Here is a 14,307-nt window from a genome sequence, read left to right on the forward strand (position 1 = left end):
GTCTATCGATGGAATCTCTTACTCGTGCTTATCGTGGACGACGCGTATTCGTGACTGGGCACACTGGCTTCAAGGGCACTTGGCTGAGCACATTGCTGCACGATCTTGGGGCCGAAGTCTGCGGATTTGCACTGGCGCCAAACACATCGCCCAATCACTTCGATGTGCTGGGTCTAACGAACGCGATGCACTCCGTCATCGGCAACGTGGACGACCTCGATCATCTGCGGGGCACGATGGCTGAATTCGCGCCTGAAATCGTGTTCCACCTCGCCGCTCAACCGCTTGTACGGCAGTCCTATCACGACCCGGTTGAGACCTTTCGCAGCAATGTTCTGGGCGCGACGCATTTGCTGGAGGCCGTGCGACAGACAGACAGCATACGCTCGCTGGTGTTCATCACGTCGGACAAGGCCTACGAGAATGTAGAGTGGGTCTGGGGCTACCGCGAAACAGACCGTCTGGGCGGACAGGATCCTTACAGCGCCTCGAAGGGAGCAGCCGAGATCGTGTACTCCTCTTACGAGCGGTCGTTCTTCGCGCACAGACCCGACCTTGCCTGCGCTGTTGCGCGCGCGGGGAACGTGATCGGAGGTGGCGACTGGTCAGCAGACCGGATCATCCCCGACTGCGTACGCGCCATCGAGGCGGGTGAACCGATCAGGTTGCGGAACCCGAATGCGACGCGGCCTTGGCAGCACGTGCTCGAACCCCTCTCCGGCTATGTTCTGCTGGGCGAACGCCTGCTCAACGCCCCCGGGCAGGGCAAGGGCGCCTGGAATTTCGGCCCCTCCACGCATGAGGTGCGCACCGTCAAGGATGTCGCCGACGCGATCATCGCGCATCTGGGAAGCGGGCAGGTCAAGATCGAGCAGACCGAAGGTCAGCCACACGAAGCCCAACTGCTCCAACTAAACTGCGACAAGGCCCATCAGTTCCTCAACTGGCGACCACGTTGGGGCGTCGACAAGACACTCGAGGCGACCGCGCGCTGGTATGCGGAATTTATTAAGGGCGCTGACATGCAGGCGGTCACGCGGGCGCAAATCGCCGAGTATTTCGAGGGCTCCGCATGATTCACGACGTTGTCATCACACCGCTCAGGCAGATCTTCGACGAGCGCGGCAAGGTCATGCACATGATGCGCGATGATAGCCCGGTCTTTCGCAAATTTGGGGAGGTATATTTCTCATGCACCTATCCTGGTGCGGTAAAGGCATGGCATCTGCACAAGCGCATGACGCTCAACTACGCCGTGCTTGTTGGACAGCTGAAGGTCGTTCTCTTCGACGGACGGGATGACAGCCCAACGAAAGGCGTTGTACAGGAACTGTTCATTTCGCCCGAAAACTACCAGCTGGTCACGGTGCCGCCGGGCATTTGGAACGGGTTTAAGGGGATCGGTGACAAGATGTCTATCGTCGCAAACTGCGCCGACCTGGCCCACGACCCAGGTGAAATCATCCGCAAACCGGCCTTTGACTCGTCGATTCCATATGATTGGGCCCTCAAACACAGATAAGGCGGTCCGCACCATGCCGAAAGTCGTTATAACGGGCGCAACAGGGCTGCTGGGGGGACGCCTGGCCGAGTTTCTGAACGCCTCTGGCCGCTTCGACGTTATCCGTACGTCCCGTAAGGCCCGGACAGGCTTTCACCGCTTTGATCTAAGCGCCCAAGAGATGCACGCAGACGTTCTCAACGGTGTGGACTGGGTGGTTCATGCAGCAGGAATGAACGCAGCGGCCTGCGCGAAGGATCCGTCCCTCGCGGCCGAGACAAACGGTGCGGAGACGGCCGCGCTTGCGCAACTGGCCGCCCGAAATGGCGTATCGGGATTTACGTTTCTGTCTACAGCCCATGTCTATGACGCCCCACTTTGTGGTCATCTGGACGAGACGTTCCCCCCGCGCAATGAGCACCCTTACGCGACCAGCAACCTACTTGGCGAAACCGGGCTACTTGGCGTGGCAGAGAAAACCGAGCTCACCGCTCAAATTATCCGCCTGTCCAACGGTTTCGGCGCACCCGTCGATCCTAAGGCGGATTGCTGGATGCTGGTGCTCAACGACATCGCTCGGCAGATTGCCGAACGGGGGGAAGCGCGCCTGCAATCCTCCGGCGAGCAATTACGCGATTTCGTCGCAATTACTAACATCTGTGAGGCGCTTTCACATCTGATACAGGCAACTACACCCGGTGTATTCAATGTTGCGTCTGGTCAGGCGCAACCCGTGCGCACGCTCGTGGATCAGCTCGTCGGCATTGCTAGCCGCGATCTCGGCCGGGAGGTTGCATTGACGACGGCGCCCCTTACAGGAGAACCGCAACCCGATCTGACACTCGACACGTCGCGCCTGCGTGCAACGGGGGCACCCGTTCCCGATGCGGCATCCACCCAAGCCGAACTGGAGCGCCTCTGGTCATTCTGTCGGCGGGAGTTCGAGGGAAATTCCTCTTGACCGATCCTATCGTCAGCGTTGTCATCCCGACCTATCGCCGCGTGGCCGAATTGCCGGATGCGCTCGCATCGCTAGAGCGCCAGACATTGCGGGACTTCGAGGTCCTGATCGTAGACAACCACTCCGACGACGGTACGGCAGAGCTCATCGCCGCGCAAAACGATCCAAGGCTCAATCTCTCGTTCGTGCACAACAACGGCATCATCGCGCATTCGCGAAATGCCGGACTGGCCGCGGCAACCGGGCGCTACATCGCCTTTCTCGACAGCGACGATTGGTGGGCCGACACGAAACTGGAACGATCGGTGGAGGCGCTTGAGGGCGGGGCTGACATCAGCTACCATGACCTGCTGATCGCGAAGGATCCCTGCACACCTGTCGCCGGCAAGCGGATCCGGACATGGTCTGTCGCGGATGATCCCCTTTCGGAACTCGTCCGCAACGGCAATGCCCTTGCAAACTCCAGCGTTGTGGTACGTCGCGAGACGCTCTCCGAATTGCGCCAAGCGGAGAACGCCGATCTCGTGGGGATGGAGGATTTCGACCTCTGGCTTCGCCTTGCCAAAGCGGGAGCACGATTTGCCAGAATGCCGGAGGCGCTCGGCCATTATCGCGTCGGAGACGGCAATTTCACCAATCCAACCCGCAGCCTGACCGCGCTCCGAACCCTGCGGAGGCGACATGATGAATTGGCAGAAGCCGGCTGGTGGTTTGACTACGGGATGGGGCGCGCCAACTACCTTCTGGGACACAAGCGTGAAGCCCGCACTTACCTGCGCCGCCTGGTTCTGAAATCTGCGCCGCTCGCAATTCGCGCGAAGGCGATGTGGATGCTGCTGCGCTAGTCCGCAAGTTCTTCTGACAGGACACGCACGACTGTGTTGAGATCATCTTGCGAAAGCCCCGGGTGCAACGGCAGTGTCAGAGCGGCCTCGTAATAGGCTTCTGAAATAGGGAAATCCCCAGGATTGAAGCCCAACGTGCGGTAATAGGGCTGCAAATGCACCGGAATATAATGAAGGTTCACCCCGATCCCGCGCGCCCGCAGCCGGTCAAACAGGTCAGCCTTGTTCCGGCGCTGGGACGGATCGTTCAGCCCAACGACATATAAGTGCCAAGCGGAAGTCGCATCACTCTCAAACGTAGGGAGGGTTAACGGCAGATTGGCAAGGGCGGTGTGATACCACTGCGCAAGATCGCGGCGTCGAGCCACCAGTGCGTCCAGCCGCTCCATCTGCGCAACGCCTAGCGCCGCCTGAAGATCGGTCATCCGGTAATTGTAGCCCATTGCGACCTGCTGATAATACCAGCCGCCCTCTGATGGACCGGTCATCAGCGCAGGGTCGCGGGTCACGCCGTGTGATCGGGCAAGTTCCATTGCACTCGCAAGTGCGGCATCCTGGGTCGTTGCCAACCCACCCTCAGCAGTCGTGATGATCTTTACAGGATGGAAGCTGAACACGGTGATGTCGCTGTATCGACAGTCCCCGACCGGAGACCCGTCATAGGTCGCGCCAATCGCATGGCTGGCGTCCTCAATAATATGTACACCGTACTCACGCGCCAATGCGCTGATGCGGATCATGTCGCAGGACCGGCCGGTCAGATGCACAGGTACTAGCACTTTCGGCAAGGATCCACTCGATGCTGCGGCCGAGAGCTTGGCCTCCAGCGCCTTAGGGCACATCGTCAGCGTTTGCGCATCGATATCAACGAAATCCACACTTGCCCCGCAGTAGAGGCCGACATTCGACGACGCAACGAAGGTGATCGGAACGGTCCAGAGCCTATCGCCTGCACCCAGCCCCAGCGCCATGCAGGCGATATGCAATGCAGACGTGGCGGAGTTGACTGCAATGCCGTGCGCGGCACCAACGTAGTCGGCAACAGCTTTCTCGAATTTCGGAACCTGAGGGCCCTGGGTCAGAAAATCGGATTTGAGGACCGCTGTGACGGCAGCGACATCCTGCTCATCGATCGACTGTCTGCCATAGGGGATCATTCAGAACGAACCCAGCCGCGCTGCATTCTGATCAATCCAGGCCCGCAATTTCTCGACCGACATCCAATCAGTATTCGTCTCACTCGAGTAAACGAAGCCCTCAGGCACGCTCTTGCCGTCTTTGATCCGAGCTGGGCTGTCAGACCAACTATTGATTGCAGGCAGGATCTTGAAAAAATTGTCGTATTCGCGAGTGTAGGGCGCATCCTCCGCGCCGATCATCTGCTCGTGCAGCTTCTCGCCAGGGCGAATTCCAACCACATCCAGCTCAGCAGTTGGGTTGACGGCTTTAGCGATATCGACAATGTTGATAGATGGGATTTTACGGATGTAGATCTCACCTCCCTCCATGTCTTCGAATGCCTTCCAGACGAGATCGATCCCCTCCTCAAGTGTGATCATGAACCGCGTCATACGCGGATCAGTAATCGGAAAGCGATCGCCGAGCGTACGGAAAAACGGTATGACAGATCCACGTGAGCCCATGACATTGCCGTAGCGGACAACAGAGAAGCGGGTTGAATGTTCGCCCGCGTAGGCATTGCCGGAAATAAAGAGCTTGTCTGACGCCAGCTTTGTTGCGCCGTACAGATTGGCCGGATTACTGGCTTTATCAGTAGAAAGAGCCACGCAACCTTTTACGCCTTTGTCAATACAAGCATCAATGACATTCATTGCGCCGTTGATATTAGTCTTCACACATTCAAACGGGTTATATTCAGCGGTCGGCACGATCTTAGTAGCAGCAGCATGCACAACATAGTCCACACCATCTAGTGCGCGGTACAAGCGATCCCGATCGCGTACATCACCAATAAAGAAACGAACTCGACTGTCACCGACAAATCTCTTTGCCATCTCCCACTGCTTCATTTCATCACGCGAAAAGATGATAAGCTTTTTGGGATTGTACTTAGCGAGCGTCAGGGGGACGAAGCGTGAACCGAAAGAACCAGTCCCACCAGTCACCAAGATCGTCTTATTTTCAAACATAGATTCTCCCAGATCGATGGCAGCTACCCGATCTTTTTCGGTTACTATTCCGAATGTGCTGCTTCATCAAGCCACTCTCGCCTTCTGGCCACTCATGAACAGAACCGCACCGCGGGGCGGGTAATTGAGCATGATGTATAGGATCAACGGGGACAGCAGGAAGAAGTTGTGGATCAAAGAGAACAAAATAAGCAGACGAAAGCCCTTGGCAGCGCGCAATAGAAGGAACAAGAACGCTGCACCAAGCGGCAATCCCATATGGGTTGCAAGCGCAAACAACCCGATTTCATTGCTACCGTCGTGTGGCCATATGATGAGGCATCGCTCGACCGTATCCAACGCATAGGCAGCCAGTAGATATTCACTGTGATTCTCACAGATGCGTCCCGCGACAAGAAGGGCTTGAATATTGAAACTCTCGTTTAACTCTATTGGGATGGCGGATGAAGGGATGAATTGCACAAGGCGCTCATAATACTCAATATTTCCAATTTGATAGAGGATAATATAGAGTGAATTGAACCGCCGCTGATCAATCAACTCAGCCAAATAGGGTTCTACCGCGAATATACCACCGACCGTTATGCAACCAATAATCGCGAGACCTCGATAGCCAAGAAATCTCTTACCGAATAGCCTCCAACCAAGTTGAGCAATATAGGCCAGGGCAACAAATTTCGAAGCAGTGAGATACATCACCCACAATCCCAACCAATGTATACGACTAACCGTGATTAACGCTGTAAACATTGCCGCGAGAAAAAATGCATTGTAGTGCACGTTCAAAAATAGCCCTCCAAAGCGTGATGCATTTAGCTCCGGATCGGCAAAAAGGTGAAGATATGGCAAAACAAGATTGAAATGATAGCGACCCAAGTAGACCAGCCCTACGCTAAGAAAGACTAGGAACCAAATCCACCAAATACGAAAACGAGTCCTCGAAAATACGACCAGCGCCAATACACCCAATACATTCTGCTTCGCATTTACCGCTGCAATATGAAAGCTCTGCGTGACAAATGAAAACCCGGTTACAACTATTAGCAGTCCAAGCAGGCAAATTTCCCAGCGGCGGATCGGCGTTCCGGCAACCACAATGGCAAGCAAAGCAGCAAGCACCACTTCGATCCCACTCTGGACTATCCCATCGGTGGCTGCGAGCCCTGCAGCAACCATCTGTGCGGTGGCAAGTGAGACAATTGCATGAGCCAACAATGGACGTTCACTCAGCGTTTCCCGAGCTCCAAGAAACGCAAAACGATGAGAGTATTCAAGATTCCACTCGGCCTTCCAAAGGCGGCTCAAGCCCGCTTCCTCAATGCGTCAGGGTGCATTCACTCATACCTCCTCGAGCCGCCAAATTGCGGGGGAAAGCAATCTGGCATCATCCGTTAGCGCGGCTTCAATTGAAGCAAGAGGGCCACGAGCAAGAAATTTGACCAATTCGTCAAGCTCCTCCGACCGGGTTACGCCCACTACTAGTTTGTCGATGTGTGGATGAGATGAAACCATACGTATCGCAGCCTCCACGGGACTGACGCCCAGCTCGGCACACCGTTCGTGCCAAGCTTTGAGTTGTTTCAGCCAAGGTGAAAAATACGAAGGTAAGCCATTGATCGGCATCGTGAGAAGGCCCTGCAGGAGGATCGAACGTCCATGCACTTCGCGGTAGGTTTCCGCCAATATTGCAAGGTCCGTACTATGCCAAAGCGCATGGTCAATTGGGACGGTTGGAATTTGTACAACGTCAAAACAATAGAGTTTCGAAAGCAATAGGGCTTCTTTGACAGCGTATACGGAGACACCGATCGCACCCACGCGCCCATCCGCACGCACAGTGTCGAGCGCTGCTCTCCACGCAGCCATATCAACATCACTCTTCAATAGAAACTGAGGGTCGTGCACCAGCCAATAACACAATTGATCCACGCGGAGTTCCCGGAGACTGTGCTCCACCGCCGCGATCAGCGCCTTGCCATCCGGTTCCGGGCCAAACGCCTCGGCAGAAAATTTCGAACCTACTTCAAACGACTGAACACCGGCATGCCCTAGAACCTTTTGCGCTGAGCCATAGCCAGCAGCCGTATCGATTTCGACAATACCAGCCTCTCGCGCCGATTGCAGAATATGCTTCACCTGAACAGCATCAACTTTTCCATGAGTGTTTGAAACGCCGTAGTTGAGACCGAATTGCACACTACCAAGTATGAAGCGCGCTGAGGGGTTAGAACTATTACTGTGCATTGCCTCTGTCGTACCCGAGTGGCTGCGTTAATTTATGAAGGCTGTCGTAGCGTAAACAGTATACTGCTTCTTCTTGCGTTAGACGACAGTCGGAATGCAAGCGCGCTTCGGCGACAGGACGTTTTTGCCACAGCGCGTGCAATATCACATGTGCCGGTCTGCGTCTTTTGCGCATTCCAATGCCCGGATATTTGCGGCAACAGTGGAAACACCAAAAGAAACTACCCCAATCGGGTAACAGGATGCCTCATTGAATGCTCGCCGATCTTCGCAAGATTCTCCGCCTTCTAGACAGCCGACAAAAGCGGCAAGCCATAGGCGTCTTTATCCTCATGCTAGTCGGCATGGTTATCGAAACGCTCGGCGTCGGCGTCGTCATTCCAGTACTAGGTCTTTTGAGTGGGAACATGCCGGACAATGAGCAAAGTCTGGTGATGCAAGGGCTAAGGCTATTGGCCGGGCAGAGTGCCAACAGCACAGAAATCATAGCGACCGCCATGATTGCGATGGCGGTACTATTTGTTCTCAAGGCAGCATTCCTCGCAGTGATGTACTGGGTACAGTTCGGCTTCGTCTACCAGCTGCAAGCAGACCTTTCATGGCGAATGTTCCGCAAGTATCTTTCTGATCCGATTGCGTTTCATGCTCGTCGAAACTCCGCAAACCTGATCCGAAATGTGAATCAGGAAGTGCATCTGTTCACGCAAGGCGCTTTAATGGCGGGATTTATTTTTATGACAGAGTTTCTTGTCGCGCTCGGGATCGTGTCACTTCTCCTAATCACAGAACCGTTTGGCGCTCTCATCGTCGTTTTTGTTATGGGCGGGGCAGCTCTGGGTTTCCTAAAGTTGACCCGCGCCCGCCTTACGGCATGGGGTAAGCTGCGCCAAGAGATGGATGGGAAAAAGATACAGTACGTCCAACAGGGGCTGGGCGGAATAAAGGACGTGAAAGTCTTGGGGCGCGAGGCGACATTTCTCTCTACCTTTGACGGCCCAAACCGGGCGATTGCGCAAGTCGGCACCAAGCAAAATTTTGTAGGCGCACTACCGCGACTGTGGCTAGAACTTCTGGCTGTCATCGGTCTTGTAGTATTGGTGTTGGTAATGCTGTCGCAGGGTCGTCAGCCTAGTGAACTAGCACCGATTTTAGGGCTGTTTGCGGCGGCAGCGTTCAGACTGCTTCCATCTGCCAACAGATTGGTGGGAGCCGCGCAAAATATCCGTTTCAACAGAGTGGCGATTGATGTTCTAGATCAAGAACTGGGGGAAGTCACAGAAACCAAAATCTTGAAAAGTAACGAAACTCCGATGTCCTTTCGCGAAAGGATCGAAGTATCTGCGCTAGAGTTTTCGTATGAAGCCGAAGAGACGCCATCGCTCCAAAACATCTCCTTTGATATCCGCAAGGGAGATTCGGTGGGGATTGTCGGCGCGAGCGGTGCGGGCAAAAGCACACTTGTCGATCTAATTCTGGGCATACTAACCCCACAAGGCGGACAAATTACGGTCGATGGACAGGATATCCGCGACAACTTGCGAAGCTTCCAGAACTTAATTGGCTACGTTCCGCAGGATATCTATCTGACCGACAGCTCGCTTCGGGACAATATAGCATTCGGGCTCGATCCAGAGGACGTCGACGAGGATGCGATCGCGCGCGCGATCTCTGCAGCTCAATTGTCTTCAGTAGTAGCCGAGGCCGAGCATGGCCTGGACACGGTCGTAGGGGAGCGAGGGATCAAGCTGTCAGGTGGACAGCGACAGCGGATTGGAATTGCACGTGCGCTCTATCACAATCCCAGCATACTCGTATTAGACGAAGCCACTAGCGCGCTCGATACAGCTACAGAAAAATCTGTTATGGCGGCGATAGACGCGATGAAAGGCGACAAGACGATGATCATCATCACGCATCGGCTCAGCACGCTCGAAAACGCAGACAAGATCATCGAGCTCGAAAAAGGTCGGATCAAGTCAACCGATCACCTGAGTGGTTAGCGCAAAACACCTATGCCACGCAGGTCATCGATGGTCTGCTTGCGCGTGAGAGTGAAAGGATCCGGTATCATCATCCAATCGCCAAAGGCATCCGCAAACGAATCCCGAACAGAAGCGATTGCGTCGTCAATGCCTAGTCGTGGAACCTTGTAAGTAGCGGGCACGCGAAATGATTTGGCCTCAACAAACGTATCACAGGAAACATTCCCAACGGCCTGCGCTTCGGCAAAGATACGGTCGTGCACCTGCTCTGGCTCTGCCCAATAGGCACTGTCGGTAAGCACGGGCTGCTCAACACAGAACACGCCCAAACCATCCTTCAACGCACTGCCCATATAGTGTGAGAAGTTGGTGTATCTGCTCGATAGATGCCCAAGGTCGTAGTCAACCGTATAATATGTCTCGTAGATACTGTCGGCCGGCACCGAGTAGCAGTGGAATATCTCTGCCAGTACATCGGTCTTCTGGGCAACACGATCAGTTCCGAGAATGATACGCTCACAATCTTTGAGGTCTGGGCCGAGGAACACACGACCGAACTGCAAATCTAAGTTGCCAATTTTGGCTACGCGGCGTGACCCATCAAATTGTTCGACAGCGGTTTCCAGCATGATCTCCACGCCTATTTCGCGTAGCTTCTCTTCAAGCTTCACTCGCACCACCTCAAGGCTCTCGCCCTTCGGGTAGAGATTGTAGCGCACTTCCCCGGCTGCGGCCTTCGGTGCCGCGAGGATATCGTCGAGCAGGGGCGATGCCTTCAGCTTTGCAGACAATTCTCCGTCAAACAGCACCTTCCGACCCATGAACGGCGCCACCGACGTTGCCCGAGTACTCAACTCGGTCGCGTTTGCGCATAGGAACTTCTCCGTGCATTTGTGCAGATACTCACTCAGCACCGGGCCGCCGTCGTAGTTCAGCACATCACTAAAGTTGGCATCTGCACCAGGCGCCACTGCGTTGGAAGCGACGCGCAGGTCGAACAGGCCCTGAAACGCATTGCGGGCGAATTCCTCTCCCATATGGGTCCAGACTGGGATCGCAAACCGATCATCCTTTTGCCCGGCCATGTAGGAGCTGTAGGAGAATCCGATATCCTTGAGCGTGCCTTCGCCCAGCATCTCATTCATCAGAACGACATCATCTGGCTCGAAATTATCGAAGAATTGAGGGCCCTTGTCGATCCAGTAGTCGCCCCACCGGATTGGTGACAGGAAACCGCCAATCTGCTTTGACTTCTCCACCAGCAGCACGGATGCACCCTGCTTGGCCAAACCGTAAGCCGCAACGATCGAACGAAACCCACCGCCCAGAACAAGCCAGTCATATTCAGTCTTCATAACGCACCTCTGCAATCCAGCTCGTGTGGGCGATCCCGGTCTCGTCATCGGTCTCAGCCAAATGACGAAGCGACATGAACTGGTATCCCTCAAAAACTGACAGGATGTCTTCCCTGTCAAAAAAGCTCACTTGACCCAAGGGTTTGAAGACGCCTTGACTGAAGTTTTCATAAGCACGATCCACGCGTTTCTTACCAAAACGGGCGAAGCCATTGTCGGCGGCAAATCCATGCCAGAAAAGTTGAGCGCCAGGTCGAAGATGATTTCGCAGAGTTTGGTAGAATATCCGCGTCTCTCTGATCGTTGTGTGGGTCGTTGCGCAATGGTCAACGACCAAGTCGAAACCAGGGCCAGAAATTGGCGCTTCTGCTAGATCTGCTACATGAAATACAATCGCAGGATCAATGAAGGTAGCCCGCGCATAAGCTATCGAAGACTTACTCACATCAAACGCAGTCACACCAAGACCCTGTTGCGCGAGAAAGCCGCTGTGCACACCTGAACCGCAGCCGACATCCAACGCTTGCTCCAATGGAGTCTCTGCGCGGCTCCTCGCTCCAAAATAGAAGCTGACCACAGTGGAAAATGGATACTTGTTCAGTTGTTCACCCGAAGCATATATCTCTTCCCAGTGCTCAGTCGTCATCCTGAAGTCCGATACTTATCAATCCGTTTTGGCCCGACACTTTTCCCTACCCGATTGATAAACCAAGGCGAAGCCCAATTTACGAAGCGGTCCTGCGACGTTTAGGCACTAGAAAGCTTAGGCGGCCGACAAGTGCACCTAGCTTTCGGAGAAAGAAACGTGGCACCGACAAATACATCCCGCTGTATCGCGCATTGGCCCAAAGCAATGCAACCGGGCTTACGTAGCCATACCCGGCTTTGTCTCCATAGAGCCACATGCGCCCGAGTTCCGGGAGAAGGTTTGATACAGCGAAATTACGAGCCCTGTGATACCGCGCATCGCTCAAACCTTGGCGATGGTAAAGCTCCAGTGCCTCTGGAAGACGAACACTATGCACCAGCGGATACATCGGTGCCCACTCACGCACCCCAGTAATACAAACAAGAAACGGCTCCGACGCGAACCAACTTTTCGACTTTGAGAGCGCATGACAAAATATCTTGAGATGGGGAAACGTATTATCGAAATGCGAGAAAATGCGAGGATCGACTAGAGCGTCAGCATCTAAGTGATGCGCATTCTCCAACCAGAGCTGCCGGCGGAAAACGGACAGGAACATTCCTCCGAGGAAATCAAACGATATTGCCGGATCGATAAGGTCAAGAAAGTCGTGAGGTCCGTCCTTTTCGTAAGTGGAGAACGGAACCATATTTGCAGGGAGATCGCAGGTACGAAACGGATGATTGAATCCATCCACGTAGTCCGACGACAAATGCGCAGCATTTACGTAGATATGGTCGACGTCATTGTTAGCAACTATCTCGCATATTCTATCTATGGCTCCGGGTAGCACCAGATCGTCATCTCCGACCAGCCACGCGAACTCCCCTTCCGCAAGCGATACAACCTTTAGAAAATTTCGCGGAATGCCCAGATTCTGTTTGTTTCGATTGTGCTTGAGTGGAAGCTGATCAAGAAAGCGAGCAACGACACCGGCCGTTCCATCATCAGAACCGTTGTCAGACACGCAGACCTCGAATTCTGAAACCGTATCTCCTGCCGCATCCACGATGGACTGCAGGCAATTTTCAAGATGTCGAGCCCGATTGTACGTCGGGATACAGATTGATAGCTTCATTTCACCCATTTCGGATACTTAACATGTCGGTGGTCCTGCGCCGCACTGCAGTTTACTCTCTGGAAAAACATACCTAAACCGCTAGTGCAAGCAGTGGGGCCTTCACAGCGTTAGGCACCTAGGAGAGTATGGCCTATGCCTGATATGAATGGGAAACACATCGCGATCGTTGGGGGCGGGTATCTGGGGACTATGGCTGCGCTCTACGCAAGCTTGAACCCGGACATTCACGTCACCTTGATTGAAAAGCAGGACAAGCTATGTGGCCTCTATAATAGTGCGCACAGTAAGGACGGATATCATTTCGATTTCGGTTCGCGGGCGATTTTAGCCACCCGGATTCAGGAATTGGACGATTTAATACTAAGCCTTTTACCGGATACAGAATACACCAAATCGACAGATACACTTCTGGAATACAGCTATCAGAATGGAAATATTTGCGAGTATTCAAACTGTCTTGATGCAAGATTGCTGCCGAAAGAAGTTTTTGAAGCAGGCAAGGCAGAAATGTTGGCGCTTGAGCCACCAATTGATGCGCCGCGGAATCTGCGTGAATTCTGCCTAGGTCATTTTGGTAAGATTTACACACATAGTTTAGTTGAGCCTGTCATAGCGAAATTGACAAACGCTCCACTTGAGGGGCTCTCCGCTGATACATTGAGCCTCTACAGCATCGCCCGTATCATCATCGCGGATAGCCATGAAGCCAAGGCTCTCAAGTCGCACAGCAAATTCAACGACGACCGCATCGCTTTTGCGCGTTGTGATGACAACATTAGCAATCTGATAAAAATCTATCCCAAGCGCGCCGGATTGGCCGATTATGCAAATCGCTTGGAAACCTATCTGCGAACTCGGACTAACGTGACGCTCTGCATGGATAGCTCGGTGTCTTCGTTCGAATATGATAACGGCAGGATCATTGCCGCGCATCTCGACGCCAGTCAAAAAATTCATGCCGATCAATATTTTTGGACTATTCCAGCAATATTTCTTGCGAAAATAATTGGTACGGACACTTCAGATTTGAGCCCTCCAAATTATCGCCATACAGTTCTTTCCCACTATTTATTTAGCGGCGAATTACAAACCAGTGGATATTTTCACTATAATTATGACTCTAACCATAAATATTATCGCGCTACGCTTTATGAGAATTTTTGTGAGCGCCCCGGACCCTGGTCATCTATGACGGTTGAGAGTGTGACAGACGACATCAAACCGGATTTGGAAAAACTGGAAAACCAGTTCTTTGAGGAAATCAAAGCCGTTGGTCTCATCAGTGAAGACAGCAAAATACATGATGCAACGACGAGATTGCATCGCGGGGCTTGGCCAAGCTTCACCAACGAATTTTTAAATAATGCAGATCAACTAAACTCGCGAGTAGGCGATCAACTAGAAAACCTGCATCTGGTCGGCAAGTCTAGCGGCAAACATCATAGCGTCGCTCTGCTTCAACACTTCATAGCAAGCCTAAAGGCCAATACCTAATAGGAA

Annotated in this window: 13 protein-coding genes; 6 read left to right on the forward strand and 7 right to left on the reverse strand. The window is 53.5% G+C overall.

What is annotated here, in order from left to right; translation table 11 throughout:
- Window positions 1-8: 8 nt before the first annotated feature.
- The 4 genes from rfbG to POI8812_RS02290 are packed head-to-tail and all read left to right on the forward strand — an operon-like array spanning window position 9 to window position 3,307.
- Window positions 9-1,076, forward strand: coding sequence for a CDP-glucose 4,6-dehydratase (rfbG, locus tag POI8812_RS02275; RefSeq protein WP_108780897.1), 1,068 nt, complete (start codon window positions 9-11; stop codon window positions 1,074-1,076).
- Window positions 1,073-1,522, forward strand: a complete 450-nt coding sequence (locus POI8812_RS02280) for a dTDP-4-dehydrorhamnose 3,5-epimerase family protein (protein WP_108780898.1) — start codon at window positions 1,073-1,075, stop codon at window positions 1,520-1,522. The genes rfbG and POI8812_RS02280 overlap by 4 nt, the downstream gene beginning before the upstream one ends.
- 13 nt (window positions 1,523-1,535) lie before the next feature.
- Complete coding sequence (locus tag POI8812_RS02285) at window positions 1,536-2,462, forward strand: NAD-dependent epimerase/dehydratase family protein (RefSeq protein ID WP_162844862.1); 927 nt, start codon at window positions 1,536-1,538, stop codon at window positions 2,460-2,462.
- Window positions 2,459-3,307, forward strand: a complete 849-nt coding sequence (locus POI8812_RS02290) for a glycosyltransferase family 2 protein (protein WP_162844863.1) — start codon at window positions 2,459-2,461, stop codon at window positions 3,305-3,307. Before POI8812_RS02285 ends, POI8812_RS02290 begins: the two co-directional genes overlap by 4 nt.
- On the opposite strand, the gene pseC is transcribed toward POI8812_RS02290, so the two are convergent.
- From pseC to POI8812_RS02310, 4 genes are all read right to left on the reverse strand, one after another.
- On the reverse strand, window positions 3,304-4,464 hold the full coding sequence (gene pseC / locus POI8812_RS02295) for a UDP-4-amino-4,6-dideoxy-N-acetyl-beta-L-altrosamine transaminase (RefSeq protein WP_108780901.1): 1,161 nt from the start codon (window positions 4,462-4,464) through the stop codon (window positions 3,304-3,306). The two genes, POI8812_RS02290 and pseC, sit on opposite strands and share 4 nt — an antisense overlap.
- On the reverse strand, window positions 4,465-5,457 hold the full coding sequence (gene pseB / locus POI8812_RS02300) for a UDP-N-acetylglucosamine 4,6-dehydratase (inverting) (RefSeq protein WP_108780902.1): 993 nt from the start codon (window positions 5,455-5,457) through the stop codon (window positions 4,465-4,467).
- A 66-nt stretch (window positions 5,458-5,523) separates the two neighbouring features.
- On the reverse strand, window positions 5,524-6,762 hold the full coding sequence (locus tag POI8812_RS02305; RefSeq protein ID WP_108780903.1) for a hypothetical protein: 1,239 nt from the start codon (window positions 6,760-6,762) through the stop codon (window positions 5,524-5,526).
- 33 nt (window positions 6,763-6,795) lie between these two features.
- A complete protein-coding gene (locus tag POI8812_RS02310) occupies window positions 6,796-7,701 on the reverse strand; it encodes an aldo/keto reductase (RefSeq protein ID WP_108780904.1) in 906 nt (301 codons plus the stop codon).
- 254 nt (window positions 7,702-7,955) lie between these two features.
- Here POI8812_RS02310 and POI8812_RS02315 point away from each other — a divergent pair, with 254 nt between their 5' ends.
- Window positions 7,956-9,701: an ABC transporter ATP-binding protein gene (locus POI8812_RS02315; protein WP_108780905.1), complete on the forward strand. Its 1,746-nt coding sequence runs from the start codon at window positions 7,956-7,958 to the stop codon at window positions 9,699-9,701.
- Here POI8812_RS02315 and POI8812_RS02320 read toward each other — a convergent pair.
- The 3 genes from POI8812_RS02320 to POI8812_RS02330 all read right to left on the reverse strand — a co-directional run bounded on the left by POI8812_RS02320 (window position 9,698) and on the right by POI8812_RS02330 (window position 12,813).
- A complete protein-coding gene (locus POI8812_RS02320; protein WP_162844864.1) occupies window positions 9,698-11,038 on the reverse strand; it encodes an NAD(P)/FAD-dependent oxidoreductase in 1,341 nt (446 codons plus the stop codon). The genes POI8812_RS02315 and POI8812_RS02320 overlap by 4 nt on opposite strands.
- Entirely contained in the window at window positions 11,028-11,684 is a 657-nt protein-coding gene (locus tag POI8812_RS02325) for a class I SAM-dependent methyltransferase (RefSeq protein ID WP_108780907.1), read from the reverse strand. The genes POI8812_RS02320 and POI8812_RS02325 overlap by 11 nt, the downstream gene beginning before the upstream one ends.
- 79 nt (window positions 11,685-11,763) lie before the next feature.
- Window positions 11,764-12,813, reverse strand: coding sequence for a glycosyltransferase family 2 protein (locus POI8812_RS02330; protein ID WP_108780908.1), 1,050 nt, complete (start codon window positions 12,811-12,813; stop codon window positions 11,764-11,766).
- A gap of 126 nt (window positions 12,814-12,939) precedes the next feature.
- Here POI8812_RS02330 and POI8812_RS02335 point away from each other — a divergent pair, with 126 nt between their 5' ends.
- Window positions 12,940-14,301 (forward strand): NAD(P)-binding protein, encoded by a 1,362-nt coding sequence (locus tag POI8812_RS02335; RefSeq protein WP_108780909.1) that lies wholly within the window; start codon window positions 12,940-12,942, stop codon window positions 14,299-14,301.
- The last annotated feature ends 6 nt before the right edge of the window (window positions 14,302-14,307 follow it).

It is taken from the genome of Pontivivens insulae (assembly GCF_900302495.1).
Taxonomy (GTDB): Bacteria; Pseudomonadota; Alphaproteobacteria; order Rhodobacterales; family Rhodobacteraceae; genus Pontivivens; species Pontivivens insulae.

Excerpts from the sequence above, each read along its gene's own strand:
- rfbG (WP_108780897.1), top strand. The coding sequence starts at position 9 with ATGGAATCTCTTACTCGTGCTTATCGTGGACGACGCGTATTCGTGACT.
- POI8812_RS02280 (WP_108780898.1), top strand. The coding sequence starts at position 1,073 with ATGATTCACGACGTTGTCATCACACCGCTCAGGCAGATCTTCGACGAG.
- POI8812_RS02285 (WP_162844862.1), top strand. The coding sequence starts at position 1,536 with ATGCCGAAAGTCGTTATAACGGGCGCAACAGGGCTGCTGGGGGGACGC.
- pseC (WP_108780901.1), bottom strand. The coding sequence starts at position 4,464 with ATGATCCCCTATGGCAGACAGTCGATCGATGAGCAGGATGTCGCTGCC.
- pseB (WP_108780902.1), bottom strand. The coding sequence starts at position 5,457 with ATGTTTGAAAATAAGACGATCTTGGTGACTGGTGGGACTGGTTCTTTC.
- POI8812_RS02310 (WP_108780904.1), bottom strand. The coding sequence starts at position 7,701 with ATGCACAGTAATAGTTCTAACCCCTCAGCGCGCTTCATACTTGGTAGT.
- POI8812_RS02315 (WP_108780905.1), top strand. The coding sequence starts at position 7,956 with ATGCTCGCCGATCTTCGCAAGATTCTCCGCCTTCTAGACAGCCGACAA.
- POI8812_RS02320 (WP_162844864.1), bottom strand. The coding sequence starts at position 11,038 with ATGAAGACTGAATATGACTGGCTTGTTCTGGGCGGTGGGTTTCGTTCG.
- POI8812_RS02325 (WP_108780907.1), bottom strand. The coding sequence starts at position 11,684 with ATGACGACTGAGCACTGGGAAGAGATATATGCTTCGGGTGAACAACTG.
- POI8812_RS02330 (WP_108780908.1), bottom strand. The coding sequence starts at position 12,813 with ATGGGTGAAATGAAGCTATCAATCTGTATCCCGACGTACAATCGGGCT.
- POI8812_RS02335 (WP_108780909.1), top strand. The coding sequence starts at position 12,940 with ATGCCTGATATGAATGGGAAACACATCGCGATCGTTGGGGGCGGGTAT.